Source organism: Phenylobacterium sp. GW823-FHT02A09 (genome assembly GCF_058797775.1).
Window position 1 is genome coordinate 217,673 of sequence record NZ_JBXAJZ010000002.1, and the last position, 21,872, is coordinate 239,544.

Here is a 21,872-nt window from a genome sequence, read left to right on the forward strand (position 1 = left end):
CCCCCCCCCCCCCCCCCCCCCTTTTTAATGATACGGCGACCACCGAGATCTACACGATCTCTGGATCGTCGGCAGCGTCAGATGTGGAGAAGAGACAGGTCCCCGACCGCGGCGCTTCTTTCGTCTTGGGGGACAGCTAGATGCGCACGCCCCGGACAGCGCCGGCGATGCGGTCGAGCGCCTCCATATCGGCCGCAGGCAGGACCACGGCCGCCGCGGAGACGTTCTCTTCGAGGCGGGCGCGGCGACGCGTCCCCGGGATCGGGACCATGCTGACCCCAAGCATGCGCGCCCGTCCGTAGAGCCAAGCCAGCGCCGTCTGAGCGGGCGTGATCGCGTGCGCGGCCGCGACACGCTCCACCTCGCCGACAAGGCGATCGTTGGCGTCGGCGTTTTCAGGCGCGAACCGAGGGAAGGCCGCGCGCGCGTCCTCGGCGGACAGCGAGCGTGCGAAATTCCTGGTCGTCAGCAGGCCTCGGCCAAGTGGAGCGAACGGCACGATGGTCACGCCGAGCGCGATGGCCAGGGGGACGATCTCGTCCTCGATGTCGCGACTGAACAAAGACCATTCCGACTGCAGGGCCGCGATCGGGTGGATCGCCTGAGCCTCGCGCAATTCTGCAGGCGTGACCTCGCACAGTCCCAATCGGCGCACCTTGCCGGCCGCCACCAGGTCGGCCATGGCGCCCACGGACTCAGCCAACGGAACGACCGTGTCGCGCCGATGCATGTAGTAGAGACCGATGGTATCGACGCCGAGACGCCGCAGCGAGCGATCGACGGCCGCGCGGATGTGGTCGGGCCGATTGTTGAGGCTCCAGTCGTCGGGTTGCGCGGCGGTCCGGGCGTAGCCGAACTTGGTCGCGACGAAGGCTTCAGGCCGCCCCGCGAGAAATTCGCCAAGGAAGGTCTCATTGGCCCCGAGGCCGTACATGTCCGCCGTGTCGAACATCGTCGCGCCCAGTTCCAGGGCGCGTTCCAGGGTGGCGCGAGCTTCGGCTTCGTCCGTTCCGCCATAGAACTCGCTCATGCCCATGCAGCCGAGGCCCTGGGCGCCGATCATCGGGCCGTCGCGACCGAGTCGGACTTGCGGCAGAACGTGGGGAATGTTCGTCATGGGAGGGCTCCGTATGAATGACGAACAGCCCTATAAGTGTGGACCATGGTCCAGGGTCAAGGAGCCAAGACGTGCTGATCTCGGAGTTCGCCCGCAGCGTCGGCCTGCCGATCGACACGGTCCGCTTCTATGTTGGGAAGGGGCTGTTGCGGCCGGAGCGCGGGGAGAAGGGCGGCGGCAATCGCTACCAGGTCTTCACCCGCGACGACGTCACAACCGCCCGGATGATCAAGCTGCAGCAGTCGCTCGGCTATACGCTGCGGGAGATCGCGGAGCTCAACGATGAATATCGGACTGGCGGCGGCGGAGACGACCGCACCGCTGAAGTCCTGTCGGCCCAGATCGAACGCCTGCAGCATCGGCGGACGGAACTCGACGCCGCGCTAAGCTTCCTGCAAGGCAAGCTCGCTTGGCTGCAGGCGGGACGCCCAGGCGAAGTTCCGCAACTTGAAGACTATCTCTGCTGAGCGGACGCGCTCAGCACGCCCTGTCGCTCTAGGCCGCCCGGTCCCTGCCCGGCTCGTCCTTGGGCAGGAAGGCCAGCAGGTCGACGGCCTTGCGGGCGAGATCCTCGGGGACCAGGGCGCCGGCCTGGGCGGCGACGGCCAGTTCGCGCTGGAACTCGACCGTGGCGGCGGCGAGCTTGGCGTTCTTGGTCACCGCGGCGGCGCGTTGCAGCTCCACCATCTGGGCCAGCAGCGCGCGCATCGCCTGGCTGGGGTCGGTGGCGATCGCGGGAATGGCGGAGCGGACGATCTTGAGCGCCTGGGTGATGCGCTGGGCTTCCGGCGTCGCTGTGGCGTCCGAGCGCCGCTTCAGCGGGCCGCTGTAGTCGCCGGAATTGAAGCGACGGCGATCGGGGCCGACGTACTCGACCGCCTCGACCCAGTCGCGCGGATGCAGGGTCACCGCCTCGAGGCGGCGCAGCAGGTCTTTGGTCGTGTAGGGCTTGCGCAGAAACTCGTGCACGCCGGCGTCGCGCGCCGACAGGATGGCCGCCGCCGTCGCCGTCGCCGTGACCATGATGATCGGGGCCATCCGGCAGGCGGCGTCGGACCGCCGGAGCTGGCGGGAGAACTGGACGCCGTCGACCTCGGTCCCGGCGAGCTCCACGAAAATCAGCTGCGGATTGACCTGGCGCGCGGCTTCCAAACCCTTGCGGGTGGTCGGCGCATGCCAGAGTTGTACGTTGGCGATATTCCGCATCGAGTCGGCGAGCAGGCGCGCGCTGGCCGGCGCCGGGTCGATGATCAGCACCCGCTGCATCAGCGGCGTCATGCGCTGAATTTGTTTGAGGTTCTCGGTGAACACGGGCGGCGCTCGGACTCCTGGAATCTCACCAGAGAGTGCCGCAGCGTCCTTAAGAACGCCTTACGCCGCCCGTCGCCGATCCGTCTTGGCGATCAGTCCTGGAACGGGTCCCGGACCATGATGGTGTCGTCGCGTTGCGGGCTGGTCGAAACCATCGCCGCCGGGGCGCCGATCAGCTCTTCCACGCGGCGCACGTACTTCACCGCATTGGCCGGCAGGTCCTTCCAGGAGGTGGCGCCGGCGGTGCTTTCGCTCCAGCCGTCCATCTCCTCGTAGACCGGCTCCAGCGCCGACTGCGACTTGAGGCCGGCGGGCAGGTAGTCGAGCACCTCGCCGTTCAGCCTGTAGCCGACGCAGATCTTCAGCTTCGGCAGGCCGTCCAGCACGTCGAGCTTGGTCAGGGCGATGCCGTCGATGCCGTTGAGCGCCACCGACTGGCGCACCAGCACCGCGTCGAACCAGCCGCAGCGGCGCGGACGGCCGGTGACGACGCCGAACTCGCGGCCGACCGTGCCCAGGTGCTGGCCGATCTCGTCGGAGAGCTCGGTCGGGAACGGGCCCTCGCCGACGCGGGTGGTGTAGGCCTTGACGATGCCGAGCACGAAGCCCGGGCCCTTCGGACCCAGGCCCGAACCGGCGGCGGCCTGGCCGGCCACGGTGTTGGACGAGGTCACATAGGGATATGTGCCGTGGTCGACGTCGAGCAGAGCGCCCTGCGCGCCTTCGAACAGCACGCGCTTGCCCGCCTTGACCACGCCGTCCAGCAGCTTCCAGGCCGGCTGGGCGAAGGGCAGGATCTTCGGCGCGATCTCTTCGAGGGCGGCCAGCAGCTGGGCGCCGTCGTACTCCGGCAGGCCGAGGCCGGCGCGCAACGGGGTGTGGTGGGCCAGCAGGCGGTCGATCTTGGCTTCCAGCGCGTCGCGGTCGCGCAGGTCGTCGACGCGGATGGCGCGGCGGCCGACCTTGTCCTCGTAGGCCGGGCCGATGCCGCGGCCGGTGGTGCCGATCTTATTGACCGCGGCGGCTTCGCGCGCCTGGTCGAGGTCGCGGTGCAGCGGCAGGATCAGGCAGGCGTTGTCGGCCAGGACCAGCATGTCGGGGGTGATCGAGACGCCCTGTCCGCCGAGCTTGGCGATCTCTTCCAGCAGGTGCCAGGGGTCGACGACGACGCCGTTGCCGATCACCGACAGCTTGCCCTGGACCACGCCTGAGGGCAGCAGGCTGAGCTTGTAGACCTGGTCGCCGACCACCAGGGTGTGGCCGGCGTTGTGGCCGCCCTGGAAGCGCACGACGACGTCGGCGCGGTTCGACAGCCAGTCGACGAGCTTGCCCTTGCCTTCGTCGCCCCACTGAGCGCCGATCACGGTCACATTGGCCATTCGGATACGATCTCCCGGCCTGCCCGAGCGGGTCCAGCAACGCCCTTCGACAGGACTCGGCGAGTGGACTTGATCGATTGTAGGAACCAGATGCGGCGGCCCTGCGGGCGGCGGCTCTCCGTTCGGGCGGGGTAAACCAGCGGGAGGCCTGCGCGTCAAGCCCCCGGTCGCCTGGGGCCGCGGCTCAGGCTATGAAGGCGTCATGACCCGACCGCGCTTTCACCTCGCCTTTCCCGTCCGCGACCTGGCCGAGGCGCGCAACTTCTATGGCGGCCTGCTCGGCTGCCCGGAGGGGCGTTCGAGCCCGGACTGGATCGACTTCGACTTCTACGGCCACCAGATCGTCGCGCACCTGTCGCCGGACGAGTGCGGCCACAAGACCACCAGCAGCGTCGACGGCGAGGACGTGCCGGTCCGGCACTTCGGCGCGATCCTGACCCTGCCCGAGTGGCACGTGCTGGCCGGCAAGCTGGAGGACGCGGGGATCACGTTCGTGATCGAACCGCAGATCCGCTTCGAGGGCCAGCCGGGCGAGCAGGCGACGATGTTCTTCCTCGATCCGTCCGGCAACGCGCTGGAGTTCAAGGCCTTCGCCGACGACGCCATGGTGTTCGCGACATGAGCGTGACCCTCGCCGACATCGAGGCCGCCGCCGGGCGGCTGGCGGGCCACGCCGTCGAAACCCCGCTGATCGAGAGCCCCGCGCTGAACGAGCGGCTGGGCCGCCGGGTGCTGATCAAGCCCGAGACGCTGCAGCGGGTCGGGGCGTTCAAATTCCGCGGGGCCTACAACCGGCTCTCGCAGCTGACGGCCGAGGAGGCCGAGCGCGGCGTGGTGGCGTTCTCGTCCGGCAACCACGCCCAGGGCGTGGCGCTGGCGGCGCGGCTGCTGGGCATGCCGGCGCTGATCGTGATGCCGGCCGACGCGCCGAGCGTGAAGGTCGAGGCGACCCGCGGCTATGGCGCGGAGGTCAGGTTCTACGACCGGCTGACCGAGAGCCGCGAGGCGATCGCCGCGGCGGTCGCCGCCGAGCGCGGCGCGGTGACGGTTCCGGCCTTCGACGATCTCGACGTCATCGCCGGCCAGGGCACGGTGGGACTGGAGCTGGTCGCCCAGGCCAAGGCCCGCGGCGTGACGCTGGACACCCTCGTCTCGCCGATCGGCGGCGGCGGGCTGCTGGCCGGCGTCTCGACGGCGGTCAAGGCGCTGTCGCCGGGCACGGCCATCGTCGGCGTCGAGCCGGCCGGCTTCGACGACACCCTGCGTTCGCTGCAAAAGGGCGAGCGGATCGTGACCCAGCCGACCACGCGCTCGCTGTGCGACGCGCTGGAAAGCCCGGCGCCGGGGCTGCTGACCTTCCCGGTGCTGCAGAAGACCGTCGCCGACGTGGCGCTGGTCACCGACGCCGAGGTCGCCGAGGCGATGCGCTATGCGTTCTCGGTGCTGAAGCTGGTGGTCGAACCGGGCGGCTCGGTCGGGCTGGCCGCGCTGCTGGCCGGGAAGGTCGCGGACTTCGGCGCGAACGCCACCGGGCTGGTGCTGTCCGGCGGCAATGTCGATCCCGAGCTGTTCGCCAGGGTGCTGCGCGGCGAGGTCTAGGCCTCGGCCGGCGCGGGCGCGAGCTCGCGGTAGATCGCCGCCAGCGGGGCGCTGTAGAGCACCGTGCCGAACACGCTGACCAGGGCCATGAGCGCGGCGGCCAGGGCGAGGATCGGCGAGACCTGCGCCAAGGTCAGGGCCGTGTAGTCCATCTCGGCGGTCGGCTTGAGGATCGCGATCGCGGCGACGATGAAGCCGACGAACAGCAGCGTCTGGACGAACGTGGCGATGACGCTGACCACGACGCCGACCAGCACCATCTTCGCCGCATGGCCCTTCGTCAGCTTCCAGGAGTCGAACAGCCGGAAGTAGCTGTCGGCGAACGACATCGGCAGGCCGAGCGAGAAGCGCACGAACAACCACATCATCGCGCCGAGCACGATCAGCACGACCGCGGCGATGCCGAGCCCGACGCCGGGCGCCAGGGTTTCGCCGGGGCCGGCGGCGACCAGGACGAGCGAGGTGACCGTGACCGGGATGGTGGCGAACACGGCCAGCAGGATCGCCACGACGACGACGACGATCAGGCTCAGCGCCAGCCAGAATTCCTGGCGGCCCAGGCGCAGGAAGAACCAGCGCCGGTTCTCGGGTTCGAGCACGGCGCGGAACACCGCGCCGGTCAGCAGGGCGCTGGACGCCAGGCTGGTGACCCACTGCAGCAGCGACAACGCGTTGATCTGACCCATCAGCGCCGCCATCTGCTGGGTGGCGGCCGGCGAATCGGGCGCGATCTCGGCCTCGGCCAACGCCGCCAGGGCGCCGAACTGCGGCCACACGGTCGCGACCATCAGCGCCACCGGCCCGAGCGCCACGACCAGGTAGACCGCGCACCAGACCAGGAACGCCAGCGGGTTGCGGGCGATGACGCCGAACCCCGACCCGACCGCGCCGCCGAACGAAAACGTCGTCATGCCCTACCCCGCAACCTTCAGCTGCGGAGCATAGCGGGACCGTCAGACGCGCCGCAACGGCGCCGCTTAGAGGCGGTCCTCGGGAACGGCCTCGCCAGGCGCCTCGCGCGGGGTGATCAGCTTGGCGAGCTTGGGACGCAGCCAGTTCTCGAAGTCGTCGACGAACTCGTAGACCACCGGCACCAGCACCAGCGACAACAGGGTCGAGGTGATCAGGCCGCCGATCACCGCCACGGCCATCGGCTGGCGGAACTCGGCGCCCTTCTCCAGCGCCAGGGCGGTCGGCAGCATCCCGGCGGCCATGGCCACGGTGGTCATGACGATCGGCCGGGCCCGCTCGCGGCAGGCCTCGATCAGGGCGTTGCGCTGGGGCATGCCCTCGCGCTCGCGCTCGATCGCGTACTCGACCAGCAGGATCGAGTTCTTGGCCGCCAGCCCCATCAGCATCAGGAAGCCGATCAGCGAGGGGATCGACAGCGACAGATTGAAGATGAAGAGGCCGATGAACGCGCCGCCGACGGCCAGCGGCAGGGCCGCGAGGATGACGATCGGCTTGAAGAAGCTTTTGAACAGCAGCACCAGCACGGCGAACATCAGGAACACCGCGGTGGCGAAGGCGACGACGAAGCCGCCGAACATCTCGGCCATGGCCTCGGCGTCGCCGATGGCGCTGGGGGCGACCCCGGCCGGCAGCTTCTTCATGATCGGCAGCTTGTGGACTTCGCTGGTCGCGTCACCGAGCTCGACCCCGTCGGCCAGCTCGGCCTGGACGGTCATCTGGCGTTGGCGATTCAGGCGGTCGATCCGGGCCGGACCGGCCTGGAACTCCACGTCGGCCACGGCGCCGAGCGTCGTCGAGCCGCCGGTGGCGGTCGGCAGGCGAAGCTGACGGACCTGTTCGATGTCGGCGCGGGCCGATTCCGGCAGGCGGATGCGGATCGGGATTCGCCGCTCGCCCTCGTTCATCTTCGGAATGTTGGCGTCGATGTCGCCGACGGTGGCGACGCGGGCCGCCTGGGCGATCGCGGCCACCGAGACGCCGAGGCGCGCGGCCTCGTCGGCGCGGGGGCGGATCACCAGTTCGGGGCCGATCGGCGGGTTCTTCGGACGCGGATCGGTGACCTTGGTCAGGGTCCGCATCTGGCGTTCGAGCTCGAGGCTGGCCTGCTCCAGCGCCTTGGGATCGGAGCTGGTCAGGATCTGCTCGAACCCGGCCGAGCCCTGACCGTCGAGGAAGTTGAGCCGCACGTCCGGAACCGCCGCGATCTGGGCGCGGACGCGGTCCTTGAGCTGGTTGCCGGTGACCTTGCGGCTCGTGTTTAGCAGCACGGTGATGGTGCCGTTGCGCAGGTCGCTGCCGCCGCCCCCGCCGCCAGGACCGAAGTTCGCCACGGTCGAGCCGACCTGGCTGAAGACGCCCCGGACTTCCGGCTGGGCCGCCATGACCAGCGAGGCCTGCTGGACCGCGCGCTCCATGTCGCCGATGGTCGCGCCGGGCGGGCCCTGGACGTTGATGTAGACGTAGTCGGGATCGCCGGGCGGCTGGAAGCCCTTGGGCAGGAAGCCGATCATCGTCGCCGAGCAGACAAACAGCAGCAGGCCGGCGATGGAGGCGATGATGCGATGCTCCAGCGCCCACTTCAGGGCGCTGGGATAGAAGCCCTCGAACGGCTTCTGCGGCCGCTGATGCACGTTGGGCTTGAGGAAGTAGGCCGCCATCAGCGGCGTCACCAGGCGGGCGACGAGCAGCGAGAACAGCACCGCCACCGAGACGGTGAGGCCGAACTCCTTGAAGAACTGGCCGGGAATGCCGGGCATGAAGCTGACCGGCGTGAACACCACGACGATGGCGAAGGTGGTCGCCACCACCGCCAGGCCGATGGCGTCGGCGCCTTCCAGCGCGGCCTTGAACGGCCGCACCCCGCGGGCCACCCGCTTCTCGATGTTCTCGATCTCGACGATGGCGTCGTCGACGAGGATGCCGATGACCAGGGTCAGGGCGAGCAGCGTCACCAGGTTCAGCGAGAACCCGGCCATCTTCATCACGAAGAAGGTCGGGATCAGCGAGATCGGCATGGCCAGCACGGTGATGGCCGTGGCGCGCCAATCGCGCAGGAACAGCAGCACCACCAGCGCCGCCAGCACCATGCCTTCGAGCAGCACGTGCTGGGTGGCGCGGAAGTTGGCGCGGGTCTCGTCGACCGAGGCGTAGATCTTGGTGAACTTGACGTTCGGGTCGGCCTTGGCGATTTCGGCCAGCTTGGCGTTCACCCCGTCCTCGACGTCGACGTCGGACGACTCCTTGGTCTTGCTGACCTGGAAGCCGACCACGGGACGGTTGTCCAGGCGCGCGAAGCCGCGCGCCTCGGCCGAGCCTTCGCCGATGTCGGCGACGTCGGTGAGGCGGACGAAGCCGCCGCCGCCGGTGGCGATGGTCATGGCCCGCAACTGGTCGATGGTCTCGGCCGAGCCGAGGACGCGGACGGTCTGTTCGCGGCCGCCGACCTGGACGCGGCCGCCGGGGGCGTCCTGCTGGAACGCCATCAGGGCGTTGTTGACCTCGGCCGCGGTCAGGCCGCGGGCCGCCAGCTTGTCGGGATCGACGACGACGTTGATCTCGCGCGCCACGCCGCCGACCCGGGAGATCTGGGCCACGCCGCTGACGGTCTGCAGATCGCGGGCGATCTTGTCGTCCACGTACCAGGAGAGCTGCTCGTCCGACATCGCCGGCGCTTCGACCGCGTAGGTGATGATCGGGAAGGCGTCGTCGATCTCGACCCGGGTGACGGTCGGCTCGTCGATGTCGCGCGGCAGGACCTGGCGGGTCTGGTCGACCTTGGCGCGGACTTCGTCGGTCTTCTTCTGAAGATCCTCGCCCATTTCGAACTGGATGGACGTGGTCGAAACGCCCTGGGTCACCACCGACTGGATGTTCTTGACCCCAGTGATGCCCGACATGGCGTCTTCGACAGGCCGGGTGATCTGGGTCTCCATTTCCCCGGGCGCGGCGCCGCTCTGGGTCACCGTGACAGCGACCACCGGGAACTGGATGTTCGGGAACTGTTTAACCGCCAGCCCCGAATAGGCGATCATGCCGGCGATCAGCAGGCCGATGAACAGCAGCGCGACCGGAACCGGGTTGCGGATCGCCCAGGCCGAGATCGGGAAGCCGGAGCTCCCGCCTTGATGCTCGCTCATTTGGCCCTCGCGGCGGGTTGCGTCGCGGCGGCTTGCGGCGCAGCGGCCGCGCCGGCTTCAACCGGCTTCACCAGGTCGCCGTCGAGCAGGAACGAGGCCGCGTTCTGGACCACGCGGGCGCCGGCGGGCGGGCCCTTCACGATCTGGACGAGGCCGGAGCCGCGCTGTCCGGTCTGGACGGCCACGTGCTTCACGCGGTTGTCGTCGCCGACCACCATGACCGCCGCGCCGCTGGCGTCGTAGCGGATCGCGGTTTCGGGCAGGGCGAGGGTCGAGGCGCTGGCGTCGGCGAAGACCGCGCGGGCGAAGCCGCCGGCGCGGATGTCGGAGCGGGCGGGCAGCAGCACGCGGACCTGGCCGAGCTTGGTCTGGGCGTCGATCTGTGGGCTGACGATGCGCACCGTGCCCTGGGCCTGGCCGCCGCCCGGCAGGGTGACGGTCGCGCCCTGTCCGACGCGGATGCGGGCCAGATCGTCTTCGGACATGTCGGCGCCGAGTTCCATCTGGCCGTCGCGGGCGATGCGGAACCAGGGCGTGCCGCCGCCGGCCGACAGGTCGCCCGGACGGACCGTGCGCTCGAGGATCACGCCGGACACCGGCGCGACGACGGCGAGCTTGGCCAGGCGGGTCTGCAGGTCGCGCAGGTTCGCGCGGGCGGCCTGGGCCTGGAAGCGGCGCTGGGCGATCTGTTCCTGGGCGAGCACGCCCTGACCGTCCAGGTCGGCGACGCGCCTGGCCTGGTCGTCGGCCTGGGCGGACTGCGCTTCGGCCTGAGCGATCTGGGCCTGGAGGAGCGCCGGGTCGAGCTGCACCAGCACTTCGCCGGCGCGGACGGTGTCGCCGACGTCGGCGTTGACGCGCAGCACACGGAAGCCGCTGACCTCGGCCGCCACGGCGGCTTCTTCACGCGGGCGCAGCGTACCCGAAGCGCTGAGCGATCCGGAGATCGCGCGCGGTTCCAGCCGCACGACCGACACCGCGCGCGCCTGGGCGGCCGGGTCCTTCTTCGGCGGCTCCTTGGAGCCGCAGGCGGTCAACGTCACGGCGGAAGCCAGGCCGGCGGCGAGGGCCAGGATGGTCTTGGTTCTCGTCACTTCAGCGAGCCTCTTTGTTGGTCGGGGCGGCCTCAAGCGGCCAACCGCCGCCGAGAGCCTTGTAGGTCTGGACCGCGCGGCGCAGGGCCTGCACCTCGGCGCCGGTCTTCAGGGTGCGCACGGTGCGCCAGGCCCGCTCGTTGTCGAGCGTGGTCTGCAGATCGGTGAAGCCGGCGACGTAGCCCTTGCGGGACGCTTCGTAGGCCCGGCGGGCGCGGGCCTCGCCGTCGGTCAGCAGGTCCACCCGGCGGCGATCGGCCTCCAGCTGGACCAGCGAATTCTCGGCCTCGCCAAAGGCGGTCTGGACGGCCTTTTCGTAGGCGATCGCGGCCTGTTCGGCGCGAGCGTCCTGGGCCTTCATCTCCGAGAGCAGCCGCGGGATGTCGAGCACCGGGACGACGACGTTGGCGCCGATGCTCCAGCTCTGGGTCGTCGCCGAGTAGCCGGGCTGGTCGTTCTTCTGCAGGCCGATGCCCGGCGCCAGCTTGAAGGTCGGGAAGAAGGCGAGCTTGGCGTAGTCGAGGCGGCCGAGGGCCGAGGCGAGCATCGCTTCGGCGCGGCGCACGTCCGGGCGACGGGCGAGCAGCTCGCCGGGGATCACGTCCGGCACGGCCGGCGGCACGCCGACCTGGGCGTCGACCGGCAGGGCGGCGATCGGCTCGATCCCGCGGCCGGTGAGGATCAGCAAGTTGCGGCGCGCGGCCTGAAGCTCGGCTTCCAGACCGGCGACCTGGGACCTTGCCTGGGCGAGGTCGCCGGCCACGCGGTCGGCGTCCGCGGTCGAGGAGATGCCGCGCTGCGCACGGATGTCGACGACGCGGTAGAGCTCGGCCTGGATCCGCTCGGTGGCGCGGGTGTCCTCGAGCTGGATGGCGAGGCCGCGGGCGGCGAAGTAGCCGTCGGCGACCGCCGCCGCGAGGCTGGCGCGGGCCGCCTCGTAGTCGAGCCGCGCGGCCGCCATCTCGGCGTTGGCGGCGCGGCTGGCGGCGAAGATGCGGCCGAAGAGGTCGATCTCCCAGCTGACGTCGAAGTTGGCGCTCTCGGTGCGGCTGTCGCCGGTGCTCGAGAAGCCCGGAATGTTGATGGCGGTCCCGTCGATGACCTTGCTGTCGGTCTCGGTGATCGAACCGCGGGGATTGCCCTGGGGCAGGAAGCTGGTCAGCGCGCCGGACCGGGTGGCGCGCGCCTCACGCAGCTTGGCCGCCGCGCTGCGGGCGTCGGGGCTGTTGGCCAGCGCCTCGGTGATCAGGGCGGTGAGCTGCGGGTCGTCGAACCCGGTCCACCAGGTCTCCAGCGACGGGGCGGCGGAGATCGCCGGCGAGGACGGCGCCTCGTAGGCGGCGGGAAGGCGCGTATCGACGTCGCGGGTGGAGGCGCAGGCCGTCAGCATCAGGGCCAGGCCCGTCACCGATCCGACCGCAGGGGAAACTAGGCGCATCGCTCTTTTCATCACTATCGGTTTGCGACACCGCCCACCGCGCCGGGCGCGACAAGCACGCGCAGCGCGGACCTCGATACCGGCGTTCCGTTCTTAGCTGCGGTCATGCTTCAGGTCGATTGCAGAGACGAGACAATCGGCAAAGCGAAACGCAGGTGTCGCAAACCGGTCGCATGGCACTGGCGCGAGACCACGCCGCGAACTAGGGTTCCGCGCAATTCCACCCCCCATTTGAGTGAACTATGAAACAGTTTCTGCTCGCTGGCGCCGCGATTTGGGCCGTTTTCGCCGCCCCTGCCCTCGCCGGCGACATCAATCCCGCCAAGATCGCCGAGCACGTGAAGGTGCTGGCGTCCGATGAGTTCGAAGGTCGCGGCCCGGCCACGGAAGGCGAGAAGAAGACGGTCGCCTACATCATCGACCAGTTCAAGGACGCCGGATTGAAGCCGGGTGGAGATCTTGTGGAGGGCCAGCGCGCCTGGACCCAGGACGTGCCGCTGGCCCGCTTCGAGATCAAGGGCCCGGTCAGCGTCGGCGTCACCGCCGGCGGCAAGACGCAGGCCTGGACCCAGGGCGAGGACGTCGCCCTGCGCGCGGCCCAGACCGGCGCGACGCAAGTCGCCGTCAAGGACGCTCCCATCGTGTTCGTCGGCTATGGCGTCACCGCACCGGAGCGCAACTGGGACGACTTCAAGGGCGTCGACCTGAAGGGCAAGGTCGCGCTGGTGCTGGTCAACGATCCCGACTTCGAGACCGGCCCCAACAGCAAGGACGGGGGCGACTTCGGCGGCAAGGCGATGACCTATTACGGCCGCTGGACCTACAAGTACGAAGAGGCCGCGCGCCGCGGGGCGATCGGCTTCCTGGTGGTCCACGAAACCGCGCCGGCCTCCTACGGCTGGGCGACGGTGAAGAACTCCAACACCGCGCCGCTGTTCGACATCATCCGCGAGAAGCCGAGCGAGGCGCACGCCCTGCTGGAAGGCTGGATCCAGCGTGACCGTACGGTCGAGCTGTTCAAGGCCGCGGGCCTCGACTTCGAAGCCGCCAAGAAGCAGGCCCAGAGCCGCGACTTCAAGCCGGTCGAACTGAAGGGCGCGACCTTCTCGACGACCTACGGCGTCGACGTGCAGAAGATCGTCTCGAAGAACGTGGTCGGGCTGATCCCCGGCGCCAAGCGCCCCGACGAGACGATCATCTACTCGGGCCACTGGGATCACCTGGGCGTCGGCCTGCCGGACGCCAAGGGCGACAAGATCTACAACGGCGCGGTCGACAACGCCGACGGCATCGCCACCATGATCGAGATCGGCCGGGCCTTCGCCAAGGGCCCGCAGCCGGACCGCTCTGTGGTGTTCCTGGCGGTGACCGCCGAGGAAAAAGGCCTGCTGGGATCGGAATACTACGCCGCCAACCCGCTCTACCCGCTCGGCAAGACGGTCGCGAACATCAACATGGACGCCCTGTCGCCGGCCGGCCCGGCCAAGGACTTCACAACCTCGGGCGACGCGGCCTCGACGCTGCAGGACGCGCTGGTCGCGGTCGGCAAGAGCCATGGCCGCTACTACACGCCGGATTCCAAGCCCGAGGCGGGCCTGTTCTTCCGCTCGGACCACTTCCCGTTCGCCAAGCGCGGCGTGCCGGCGATCTCGTTCGGTTCGGGCTACGACCTGGTGAGCGGCGGCAAGGAAGCCGGCGCGGCGTGGTCGAAGGCCTACACCGCCGACCGCTATCACCAGCCGGCCGACCACTTCGACGACAGCTGGAACCTTGAAGGCATCGCCCAGGACGGCCAACTGATGTTCGAGCTGGGCCGTCAGCTGGCCGACTCCGCCACCTGGCCGGAGTGGAAAGCGGGCTCGGAGTTCAAGCTGACCCGGGACGCGACCGCGTCCGACAGGAAGTAGCAAAGGCGAGGAACGAGATGGCGCAGGCAGGTCAGATCCGGGCCGGCATCGGGGGCTGGACCTTCGAGCCGTGGCGCGGGGTTTTCTATCCGCAAGGCCTCAAGCACGCCGACGAACTGGCCTACGCCAGTCGCCATCTCACCGCGCTGGAGATCAACTCCACCTACTACTCCAGCCAGAAGCCGCAGACCTTCGCCAAGTGGGCGGCCGCCACCCCGGACGGCTTCAAGTTCACGGTGAAGGCCTCGCGGTTCTGCACCAATCGCCGGGTGCTGGCCGAAAGCGGCGAGTCGGTGACCAAATTCCTGACCCAGGGGATCGTCGAGCTGGGCGACCGGCTCGGCCCGATCCTCTGGCAGTTCATGCCGACCAAGAAGTTCGACGAGGCCGACTTCGCCGGGTTCCTGGACCTGCTGCCCAGGAGCCAGGACGGGCTGGCGCTGCGCCACTGCGTCGAGGTCCGCCACGCCAGCTTCGTCGACCCGGCCTTCGTGAAGATGTGCCGCGAGCGAAACGTGGCGATCTGCGTCTCGGAGAACGAGAACTATCCGCTGATCTCCGACATCACCGCGGACTTCGTCTATTCGCGCCTGCTGATGGGATCGGACACGATCGAGACCGGCTATGTCGCCGAAGACCTGGACGCCTGGGCCGAACGCTTCGGCGAATATTCGAAGGGACGGGTGCCGGGCGACTTGAAGCCGATCGACCGCACGGGGCCGGCGGAAGGCCCGCACGAGACCTTCGTGTTCTTCATCCACGAGGGGAAGGTTCGCGCCCCGGCCGCGGCGCAGGAACTGCTGAAGCGGGTTAACCGCTAGCCCCAGAACGCAAAACGCCCCCGGCCGTAGCCGAGGGCGCGATCTGCAAGAATGCGAATTCTTGTTGCGGTGCTTACGCGCCGCCGGGGAAGCGCATCGGAACCTTCACGGTGCCGGTCTTCGAACCCATCGGCAGAGCATCGGCCACGCACAGGGCGGCCTTGTCGAAGCCCTTACCAGCCTTGCTGTCTTCCAGGACCTTGCAGCCCGACAGCTTACCAGCCGTCGCATTGCACTCGAGCATCACCACAGCCGCGTCGCGGGTGTTGGCGTGCTTGGTCAGGCACTTCGACATGCTTTCTTGGAAGTCAGCCGCAGCCGACGCGCCGGCAAACGCCAGGCAGAGGGCGACACCGCCGCCGATTTTGATGAGATTCTTCATGGCCCCACTCCTTTCTAGATAACGGACGCAGACCCTGTATGAGGCATTCAGGTTAAAAGAATCTGATGGCCGAGAATTAGATTTGGTTAATGCGCAGTAAACGCGACAATCACAATTGTCGTGTCTTTATATCTATTACGCGCGTGAAGTCGGGATAATGCGGATTTCCAGTGACGATTGGTTAGCAACCTCCCGTCATTGTGAAGCTAAGGATACTACCTAGTCGGGGGAAACTTAGGTGAAGCGCTTTCGGCTCGTCGACCTGCCGCTGATCGCGAAGATCGGCTTTGCGCCTGCTTTCGCACTGGTGATGTTGGCCCTGACGGCCGGCGGCGCCGTCGTCATCCAACGCGGTCAAGCCGCCGACCTGAAGCAGGTCGTGCACACCGACCTGCCCAACAGCCTGCGTCTGCAGAAGGTTTCGGAGCGCATTACTGCGGTCCATGGCCAGCTCTACTTCCTGCTGACCCATCAGGCGGCCTCGATCGACACGGACAAGATCGAGGGCGAGAGCCAGAAACTGCTGGCCGAGGTCGACGCCATCACCAAGGAAGTCCAGGCGATGGAGGCCAAGGCCCCCGCCGCTCAGAAGAAGTCCTTCCAGGATTTGATCAAGGCCCTCAAGGGCACGCGCGACGCGCTCGACGTGATCGCCGCCATGATCACCACCGACTTCAGCACCGCCGCCGGTTTTGCTGCTCCGTTCGAGCAGGAATACACGAACATGACCGGCATGCTGAACAAGATCGTCGCCGCCAACAACGCGATGACCGACGCCAACGCCAAGGCCAGCGAAGAACGCTCGCAGACCGCGCAGATGGTGCAGATGGTCGCCGCCGTGGCCACGCTGCTGATCGCCGGCGCCCTGGCCTGGGCGCTGACCATGATGCTGCGCCGCGACGTCAAGCAGATCGCCGGCGCCACCGAGGCCCTGGCGCGCGGCGACAGCTCGATCGACCTCGACAAGCTGGCCCGCAAGGACGAGCTCGGCGCGATCGTGTCGTCGCTGACCGTGTTCCGCGACAACCAGCTGCACCTCGAGAAACTGCGCGTCGAGCACGAGCAGACCGAGGCCGCCGCCGAAGTCACCCGCCGCCAGAACGCCGACGCCGCCGCGGCGATCGCCGAAGAGCAGGCGATGGTGGTCAACTCGCTGGCCCGCGGCCTCGACAGCCTGGCCGCCGGCGACCTGACCTATCGCCTCGACGCCGAGTTCCCGGGCGACTACCGCAAGCTGCGCGACGACTTCAACGCCGCGTCGGCCAAGCTGGAAGAAGCCATGGCCGCCATCGCCGGCGCCACCGCCTCGATCCAGTCGGGCGCGGGCGAAATCAGCACCTCGGCCGACGACCTGTCGCGCCGCACCGAGCATCAGGCCGCGACGCTGGAAGAAACCGCCGCGGCGCTGGACGAGATCACCGCCACCGTCAACAAGACCTCGGAGGGCGCCAGCCACGGCCGTGAAGCCGTCGCCGCCGCCAAGTCCGACGCCGAAGAAGGCGGGCTGGTCGTCGGCCGCGCCATCGAGGCGATGGGCCAGATCGAGAGCTCGGCCAAGCAGATCAGCCAGATCATCGGCGTGATCGACGAGATCGCCTTCCAGACCAACCTCCTGGCTCTGAACGCCGGCGTCGAAGCCGCCCGCGCCGGGGAAGCCGGCCGCGGCTTCGCGGTCGTCGCCTCCGAAGTGCGGGCTCTGGCCCAGCGCTCGGCCGAGGCGGCCAAGGAGATTAAGACCCTGATCAGCGCCTCGAGCCAGCAGGTCGCCTCCGGCGTGAGCCTGGTCGGCGAGACCGGCAAGGCCCTGGAGCGCATCGTCCGCCAGGTCGGCGAGATCTCGACCGTGGTCGGCGAGATCGCCGCCAGCGCGAAGGAAGAGGCCCTCGGCCTCGGCCAGGTCAACACGGCGGTCAACCAGATGGACCAGGTCACCCAGCAGAACGCCGCCATGGTCGAGCAATCCACCGCCGCCAGCCGCGTGCTGGCCGACGAGGCGCAGGAACTGGCTCGGCTGGTCGCGCGCTTCCGGGTCACCGGCGGCGGCGTGCAGACGGCCACCCGCACGGTCGGCGCGCCGCGCCAGCGGCCTACGTCTCGGCCGGCCAGCCGCGGCGCCACGGCCCTCGCCACGGCGACCCATGCCGACGAGGACAGCTGGGAAGAATTCTAAGGATAAGAAGACGTCCAGGAACGGAAGGGTCGCCGAGAGGCGGCCCTTTTTCGTTGCGCCCAGCGCATTACCCGGCGGGTAATCGATCGGCGGCTGGCGGCGGCGCACGGTGGCTGGACCCACCACGCCGACCAGAGGCTCCCATGTCCGCCTACGCCATCGCCCGCCTTCGCAACGTCACGCTGGGCGAGCCCATCGTCGAATACCTTCGCCGCATCGACGCCACGCTCGCGCCCTTCGGCGGTAAATTCCGCATCCATGGCGGCCAGGCCGAGGTGCTGGAGGGCGACTGGTCGGGCGACCTGATCATGATCGAGTTCGCAGATCGGCGGCGCGCACGCGACTGGTATGCCTCGCCCGCCTACCAGCAGATCCTGCCGCTGCGGACCGGCGCCTCGCAGGGCGACGTCATCTTGCTCGACGGCGTCGGCGACGACCATCGCTCGACAGACGTTCTGGGCGGCTGATCGCGAGGCTTGACCGACGCGGCGTCAGGCCCTGCGCAATTCCCCCAAACACGGGAGGAAAAGTCATGGCCCAGTTCACCGCCGACGACCTGATGTTCAAGCCGGGCTTGATGACCGGCGAGCGGATCCTGATCACCGGCGGCGGCACGGGCCTGGGCAAGGTGATGGCCGAGGCGCTGCTGATGCTGGGCGCCGAGGTCTATATCTGCGGCCGCCGCGGCGGCGTGGTCGAACAGGCCGCCAAGGACCTGATGGAGGCCCACGGCGGCAAGTGCGTGGGCCTGGCCTGCGACATCCGCGTGCCCGAGGCGATCAGCGAGATGCTGGACACGATCTGGGCCGACGGCGGCGCGCTGACCGGTCTGGTCAACAACGCCGCCGGCAACTTCATCAGCCGCACCCAGGACCTGTCGCCGCGCGGCTTCGACGCCATCGCCAACATCGTGTTCCGCGGCTCGTTCTTCGTGACGCTTGAGTGCGGCAAGCGCTGGATCGCCGAGGGGCGGCGCGCCTCGGTGATCTCGATCCTGACCACCTGGATCTGGAACGGCGGTCCGTTCACCGTGCCCTCGGCGATGTCCAAGGCCGGCATCGCCACCATGAGCCAGTCGCTGGCGGTGGAGTGGGGCCAGCACGGCATCCGCTTCAACAACATCGCGCCCGGCCCCTTCCCGACCGAGGGCATGAGCGCGCGGCTCAATCCCAGCCAGGGCGAGGAGACCGGCGGCGCTTACTCAGACATGAGCGGCAATCCGATGGGCCGGGTCGGCGACATGCGCGAGCTGGCCAACCTGGCGGTCTATCTGCTGCATCCGCTGTCGGCCTATGTGAACGGCCAGACCATCGCCATCGACGGCGCGGCGTGGCAGGCCTCGGGCGGCAACTTCTCGCGCCTGACCGGCTGGGGCGACGGGGAATGGACGGCGGCCAAGGAGGCGATCCAGGCCACCAACGCCAAGGACCGCGCCGCCCGCACGGTCTGATCATGGTTAACCGGGTCTTAAGGCGGGGCGGCCCAAGCCTGGGTCATGCGTATCGCGCCGCTCCTGCTGATCCTGGCCCTGGCCGCCTGGCCGGCGACCGCGCAGCAGCCCCTGCGCGGCCCCGTGCAGCCCGAGCCGGCGCGCCCAGCGGCGCCCGCGGCCCAGCCCGTCGAACCGCTGCCGGCGCTGATCGCGCCGCTGGCCCCGAGCCCGGCCGCGGCCGATCGCTGCCGACTGACCTGCGCCAGCGACTACTATGCCTGCCTGTCGACCGAGACGGCGGAGGACTGCGCGCCGCACTGGAGCCAGTGCCGCAGCAACTGCGCGGCCGCAGCCCGCCGATAGCCGATCGCTCCGCTCCCGGAGCATTTCTTCGCCTTGGCTTCCGGCCCGCCCTGGTCGTAATATGACGGGCGTCACCTTTTCGAGTCAGGCCTGAGATGTCCGAAGTCGCCTATCTTCCCGCCGGCAAGCGCGAACTGACCAAGGTCGCCAACCGGCAGGCCATTCTGGACGCGGCCCGCAAGGTGTTCGGCGAGCTCGGCTACGAGACCGCGACGGTGCGCGACATCATCCGCGGCACCGGCCTGGCCGCGGGCACGTTCTACAACTACTTCAAATCCAAGGACGAGGTGTACCTGGCCCTGGCCAGCGAGGGCGCGCGGCAGTTCGCGCCGCTGCTCAAGGCGCACCGCGCGCAGTCGGCCGGCTGGGAAGAGTTTCTGAACGCCGCCATCGAAGCCTACTTCCTGTTCCTGGCCGACGCGCACAAGAGCTGGCTCAGCCAGCGCCCGCCCGGCGAGACCCAGCCCCACGTCCACGGCGAGACGCCCGAGATGGCGGCCGTCTTCAACGAGGTCCGCGAAGCCATCGTCGAGGAAATGGCCAACGGCGGCGCGCCGGTCACCGACCCCGATTACCTGGCCGCCGCCTGCATCGCAGTCGCGCGCGACGTCGGCGAGAAGATGCTGGCCCGTCGCCCGATCGACACCAAGGGCGCCACGCAGTTCGCGGTGGCGATGATCCAAGGCGGCCTGAACGGCCTGCGGCAGGCCGAGGACTAGGCCGGGTGGCGAACGTCCAGCGCGCCCTCGCCAGAACCCTCCTTTCGCTGCCCTCTCCCATCCTGCGCCTGATGTCGGGCGGCGCGGCCGTCTATCGCGGCGGGCGCACCCTGGATCCGCGCTTTCAGTTCATGGCCGCCCAGGCCGCGCGCATGCCCGCCATGACCGCCCTGTCGCCCGAAGAGGCCCGCCGCGCCACCGCCGAGGGCGGCAAGGTCTATGGCGGGCGCGCGGAGCCAGGCGTCCGCATCGAGCCCCTGACCGTCCCCGCGGACGGGCGGGATATCCCGGCGCGCCTCTACAGGCCCGAACAGCAGGATCCGGCCGCGCCGGCCATCGTCTTCGCGCACTTCGGCGGCGGCGTGATCGGCGACCTGGACACCAGCCACGCCTTCTGCGGCATCCTGGCCAAGGTCGCCCGCGCGCCAGTGGTGTCGGTCGAGTACCGCCTGGCCCCGGAACACCGCTTCCCGGCGGGCCTGGAGGACGTGCTGGCGGCCTATCGCCATGTCCGTGACAACGCCGCCCAGTTCGGCGCGCCGGCCGGCCAGGCGATGATCGGCGGCGATTCCATGGGCGGCAACTTCGCCGCCGTGGTCTGCCAGGAGCTGGCCCGCAGCGGCGAGCCGCAGCCGGCCCTGCAATTGCTGATCTATCCCTGCGTCGACGTCGCCAGCCAGACCGCCTCGATGACCACCTACGCCGAGGCCTTTCCGCTGTCGCGGGCGACCATGGACTGGTTCATGGGCCACTACATGGGTCCGGACGCCGACCCAGCCGATCCGCGGCTGTCGCCGATCCGCCAGGACGATCTGTCCGGGCTGGCGCCCGCCGTCGTCGTCACCGCCGGCTTCGACCCGCTGGTCGACCAGGGCGAGGCCTACGCCCGGCGCCTGCGCGCGGCCGGCGTGCCGGTGATCTATCGCTGCTATGACGCCATGGCCCACGGGTTCACCGCCTTCACCGGCGTGGTGCCCTGCGCCGACGTGGCGTGTCGGGAGATTGCGGGCCTGGTCCGCGAAGGTCTGGAGGGACGGATTGCGCGCGCTGCTGGTTGAGGAACTGAAGCCCGAGTACGGCGGCTGCGTCCTGAAGGAAGTCGAGACCCCGGCCCCCGGTCCGGGCGAGGTGCAGATCAAGGTGCGGGCCGCGGCGGTGAACTTTCCCGACCTGCTGCAGACCCGCGGCGAGTACCAGCACAAGCCGCCGCTGCCGTTCATCCCTGGGATGGAGATCGCGGGCGAAGTCACCGCCCTGGGCGAAGGCGTCGACCAGTTCCAAATCGGCGAGGCGGTGGTCGGCGGCGCGCGGATCGGCGGCTTCTCCGAGTACGCAGTGACGCCGGCGTCCAGCCTGCGCCGCAAGCCGGACGGCCTGTCGTTCAGCCAGGCGGCGGGCTACGCGACCGCCTACCTGACCGCCTATGTTTCGCTGGTGCGCCGCGCCGCGGTGCAGCCCGGCGAATGGGTGCTGGTGCACGGCGCGGCCGGAGGGGTCGGTCTGGCGGCCGTGGATCTCGCCAAGCATCTGGGCTGTAAGGTGATCGCCGCCTCGGCCTCGGACGACAAGCTGGCCATCGTGCAGCGCGAGTACCAGCCCGACGCCGTCGTGAACGTCACCGGCGGCTTCCGCGAGAAGGTCAAGGAGATCACCGGCGGGCGCGGCGCGAACGTAATCTACGATCCCGTGGGCGGCGACGTGTTCGACGAGAGCACCCGCTGCATCGCCTTCGACGGCCGCCTGCTGGTGGTCGGCTTCGCCTCCGGCCGGCTGCCCGTGCTGCCGGTCAACATCGCCCTGATCAAGGGCTTCTCGGTGATGGGCGTGCGGGCCGGCGAGTACGGCCGCCAGTTCCCCGAGAAGGGCCGCGAGAACCAGGCGGCGATCTGGGAGCTGGCCGCGCAGATGAAGCCGCGGGTCGACCAGGAGCATCCGCTGAGCGAGTGGCGCGCGGCCTTCGACTCGCTGGCCGACCGCAAAGTCGTCGGCAAGACCATCGTGCGGCCCGATCTCTGACCTATATACTCAGCC

Annotated in this window: 20 protein-coding genes; 12 read left to right on the top strand and 8 right to left on the bottom strand. The window is 69.3% G+C overall.

Annotation, left to right across the window (positions count from 1 at the left end; translation table 11 throughout):
* Positions 1-136: 136 nt before the first annotated feature.
* Complete coding sequence (locus AC1Q87_RS08200) at positions 137-1,063, bottom strand: aldo/keto reductase (protein ID WP_492608481.1); 927 nt, start codon at positions 1,061-1,063, stop codon at positions 137-139.
* Between the two features lie 125 nt (positions 1,064-1,188).
* Between AC1Q87_RS08200 and AC1Q87_RS08205 the strand changes: the two genes are divergently transcribed.
* Entirely contained in the window at positions 1,189-1,584 is a 396-nt protein-coding gene (locus tag AC1Q87_RS08205; protein WP_492608482.1) for a MerR family transcriptional regulator, read from the top strand.
* Positions 1,585-1,612: 28 nt separating this feature from the next.
* Here AC1Q87_RS08205 and AC1Q87_RS08210 read toward each other — a convergent pair whose 3' ends face one another.
* Positions 1,613-2,395 carry a response regulator gene (locus tag AC1Q87_RS08210; RefSeq protein WP_492608483.1) on the bottom strand — a complete coding sequence of 261 codons (783 nt, stop codon included), beginning with the start codon at positions 2,393-2,395 and terminating at the stop codon, positions 1,613-1,615.
* 125 nt (positions 2,396-2,520) lie between these two features.
* Positions 2,521-3,807, bottom strand: a complete 1,287-nt coding sequence (locus AC1Q87_RS08215; RefSeq protein WP_492608484.1) for an adenylosuccinate synthase — start codon at positions 3,805-3,807, stop codon at positions 2,521-2,523.
* Between the two features lie 202 nt (positions 3,808-4,009).
* On the opposite strand from AC1Q87_RS08215, the gene AC1Q87_RS08220 reads away from it, so the two are divergent.
* Entirely contained in the window at positions 4,010-4,429 is a 420-nt protein-coding gene (locus tag AC1Q87_RS08220; protein WP_492608485.1) for a VOC family protein, read from the top strand.
* The gene (locus tag AC1Q87_RS08225; RefSeq protein ID WP_492608486.1) at positions 4,426-5,406 is read left to right on the top strand and encodes a threonine ammonia-lyase; all 981 of its coding nucleotides are present in this window, start codon (positions 4,426-4,428) and stop codon (positions 5,404-5,406) included. The genes AC1Q87_RS08220 and AC1Q87_RS08225 overlap by 4 nt, the downstream gene beginning before the upstream one ends.
* On the opposite strand, the gene AC1Q87_RS08230 is transcribed toward AC1Q87_RS08225, so the two are convergent.
* From AC1Q87_RS08230 to AC1Q87_RS08245, 4 genes are all read right to left on the bottom strand, one after another.
* Positions 5,403-6,317: a hypothetical protein gene (locus AC1Q87_RS08230; RefSeq protein WP_492608487.1), complete on the bottom strand. Its 915-nt coding sequence runs from the start codon at positions 6,315-6,317 to the stop codon at positions 5,403-5,405. The two genes, AC1Q87_RS08225 and AC1Q87_RS08230, sit on opposite strands and share 4 nt — an antisense overlap.
* A 66-nt stretch (positions 6,318-6,383) precedes the next feature.
* Entirely contained in the window at positions 6,384-9,515 is a 3,132-nt protein-coding gene (locus AC1Q87_RS08235) for an efflux RND transporter permease subunit (RefSeq protein WP_492608488.1), read from the bottom strand.
* Positions 9,512-10,609 carry an efflux RND transporter periplasmic adaptor subunit gene (locus AC1Q87_RS08240; protein WP_492608489.1) on the bottom strand — a complete coding sequence of 366 codons (1,098 nt, stop codon included), beginning with the start codon at positions 10,607-10,609 and terminating at the stop codon, positions 9,512-9,514. Before AC1Q87_RS08240 ends, AC1Q87_RS08235 begins: the two co-directional genes overlap by 4 nt.
* Before the next feature lies 1 nt (position 10,610).
* Entirely contained in the window at positions 10,611-12,047 is a 1,437-nt protein-coding gene (locus AC1Q87_RS08245; RefSeq protein ID WP_492608490.1) for an efflux transporter outer membrane subunit, read from the bottom strand.
* Positions 12,048-12,289: 242 nt separating this feature from the next.
* Between AC1Q87_RS08245 and AC1Q87_RS08250 the strand changes: the two genes are divergently transcribed.
* Both AC1Q87_RS08250 and AC1Q87_RS08255 read left to right on the top strand, forming a co-directional pair.
* Complete coding sequence (locus tag AC1Q87_RS08250; protein WP_492608491.1) at positions 12,290-13,954, top strand: M28 family metallopeptidase; 1,665 nt, start codon at positions 12,290-12,292, stop codon at positions 13,952-13,954.
* 17 nt (positions 13,955-13,971) lie between these two features.
* Entirely contained in the window at positions 13,972-14,775 is an 804-nt protein-coding gene (locus tag AC1Q87_RS08255; RefSeq protein WP_492608492.1) for a DUF72 domain-containing protein, read from the top strand.
* Between the two features lie 73 nt (positions 14,776-14,848).
* On the opposite strand, the gene AC1Q87_RS08260 is transcribed toward AC1Q87_RS08255, so the two are convergent.
* Positions 14,849-15,157: a hypothetical protein gene (locus AC1Q87_RS08260; protein ID WP_183771584.1), complete on the bottom strand. Its 309-nt coding sequence runs from the start codon at positions 15,155-15,157 to the stop codon at positions 14,849-14,851.
* Between the two features lie 238 nt (positions 15,158-15,395).
* On the opposite strand from AC1Q87_RS08260, the gene AC1Q87_RS08265 reads away from it, so the two are divergent.
* The 7 genes from AC1Q87_RS08265 (at position 15,396) to AC1Q87_RS08295 (ending at position 21,857) form a co-directional block, all read left to right on the top strand.
* Positions 15,396-17,327 carry a methyl-accepting chemotaxis protein gene (locus AC1Q87_RS08265; RefSeq protein WP_492608493.1) on the top strand — a complete coding sequence of 644 codons (1,932 nt, stop codon included), beginning with the start codon at positions 15,396-15,398 and terminating at the stop codon, positions 17,325-17,327.
* A gap of 143 nt (positions 17,328-17,470) precedes the next feature.
* Positions 17,471-17,794: a DUF1330 domain-containing protein gene (locus AC1Q87_RS08270; RefSeq protein WP_492608494.1), complete on the top strand. Its 324-nt coding sequence runs from the start codon at positions 17,471-17,473 to the stop codon at positions 17,792-17,794.
* 65 nt (positions 17,795-17,859) lie between these two features.
* Entirely contained in the window at positions 17,860-18,777 is a 918-nt protein-coding gene (locus AC1Q87_RS08275) for an SDR family oxidoreductase (RefSeq protein WP_492608495.1), read from the top strand.
* Between the two features lie 45 nt (positions 18,778-18,822).
* Complete coding sequence (locus AC1Q87_RS08280) at positions 18,823-19,122, top strand: hypothetical protein (RefSeq protein ID WP_492608496.1); 300 nt, start codon at positions 18,823-18,825, stop codon at positions 19,120-19,122.
* Between the two features lie 95 nt (positions 19,123-19,217).
* A complete protein-coding gene (locus AC1Q87_RS08285) occupies positions 19,218-19,841 on the top strand; it encodes a TetR/AcrR family transcriptional regulator (RefSeq protein WP_492608497.1) in 624 nt (207 codons plus the stop codon).
* Between the two features lie 5 nt (positions 19,842-19,846).
* Positions 19,847-20,899, top strand: coding sequence for an alpha/beta hydrolase (locus tag AC1Q87_RS08290; protein ID WP_492608498.1), 1,053 nt, complete (start codon positions 19,847-19,849; stop codon positions 20,897-20,899).
* Complete coding sequence (locus AC1Q87_RS08295) at positions 20,880-21,857, top strand: NADPH:quinone oxidoreductase family protein (RefSeq protein ID WP_492608499.1); 978 nt, start codon at positions 20,880-20,882, stop codon at positions 21,855-21,857. Before AC1Q87_RS08290 ends, AC1Q87_RS08295 begins: the two co-directional genes overlap by 20 nt.
* Positions 21,858-21,872 lie beyond the last annotated feature (15 nt).

Coding starts and splice junctions, on each gene's coding strand:
- AC1Q87_RS08280 (WP_492608496.1), top strand. CDS start 18,823: ATGCGTATCGCGCCGCTCCTGCTGATCCTGGCCCTGGCCGCCTGGCCG.
- AC1Q87_RS08245 (WP_492608490.1), bottom strand. CDS start 12,047: ATGCGCCTAGTTTCCCCTGCGGTCGGATCGGTGACGGGCCTGGCCCTG.
- AC1Q87_RS08230 (WP_492608487.1), bottom strand. CDS start 6,317: ATGACGACGTTTTCGTTCGGCGGCGCGGTCGGGTCGGGGTTCGGCGTC.
- AC1Q87_RS08275 (WP_492608495.1), top strand. CDS start 17,860: ATGGCCCAGTTCACCGCCGACGACCTGATGTTCAAGCCGGGCTTGATG.
- AC1Q87_RS08250 (WP_492608491.1), top strand. CDS start 12,290: ATGAAACAGTTTCTGCTCGCTGGCGCCGCGATTTGGGCCGTTTTCGCC.
- AC1Q87_RS08255 (WP_492608492.1), top strand. CDS start 13,972: ATGGCGCAGGCAGGTCAGATCCGGGCCGGCATCGGGGGCTGGACCTTC.
- AC1Q87_RS08215 (WP_492608484.1), bottom strand. CDS start 3,807: ATGGCCAATGTGACCGTGATCGGCGCTCAGTGGGGCGACGAAGGCAAG.
- AC1Q87_RS08210 (WP_492608483.1), bottom strand. CDS start 2,395: ATGACGCCGCTGATGCAGCGGGTGCTGATCATCGACCCGGCGCCGGCC.
- AC1Q87_RS08260 (WP_183771584.1), bottom strand. CDS start 15,157: ATGAAGAATCTCATCAAAATCGGCGGCGGTGTCGCCCTCTGCCTGGCG.
- AC1Q87_RS08220 (WP_492608485.1), top strand. CDS start 4,010: ATGACCCGACCGCGCTTTCACCTCGCCTTTCCCGTCCGCGACCTGGCC.
- AC1Q87_RS08225 (WP_492608486.1), top strand. CDS start 4,426: ATGAGCGTGACCCTCGCCGACATCGAGGCCGCCGCCGGGCGGCTGGCG.
- AC1Q87_RS08235 (WP_492608488.1), bottom strand. CDS start 9,515: ATGAGCGAGCATCAAGGCGGGAGCTCCGGCTTCCCGATCTCGGCCTGG.
- AC1Q87_RS08270 (WP_492608494.1), top strand. CDS start 17,471: ATGTCCGCCTACGCCATCGCCCGCCTTCGCAACGTCACGCTGGGCGAG.
- AC1Q87_RS08285 (WP_492608497.1), top strand. CDS start 19,218: ATGTCCGAAGTCGCCTATCTTCCCGCCGGCAAGCGCGAACTGACCAAG.
- AC1Q87_RS08200 (WP_492608481.1), bottom strand. CDS start 1,063: ATGATCGGCGCCCAGGGCCTCGGCTGCATGGGCATGAGCGAGTTCTAT.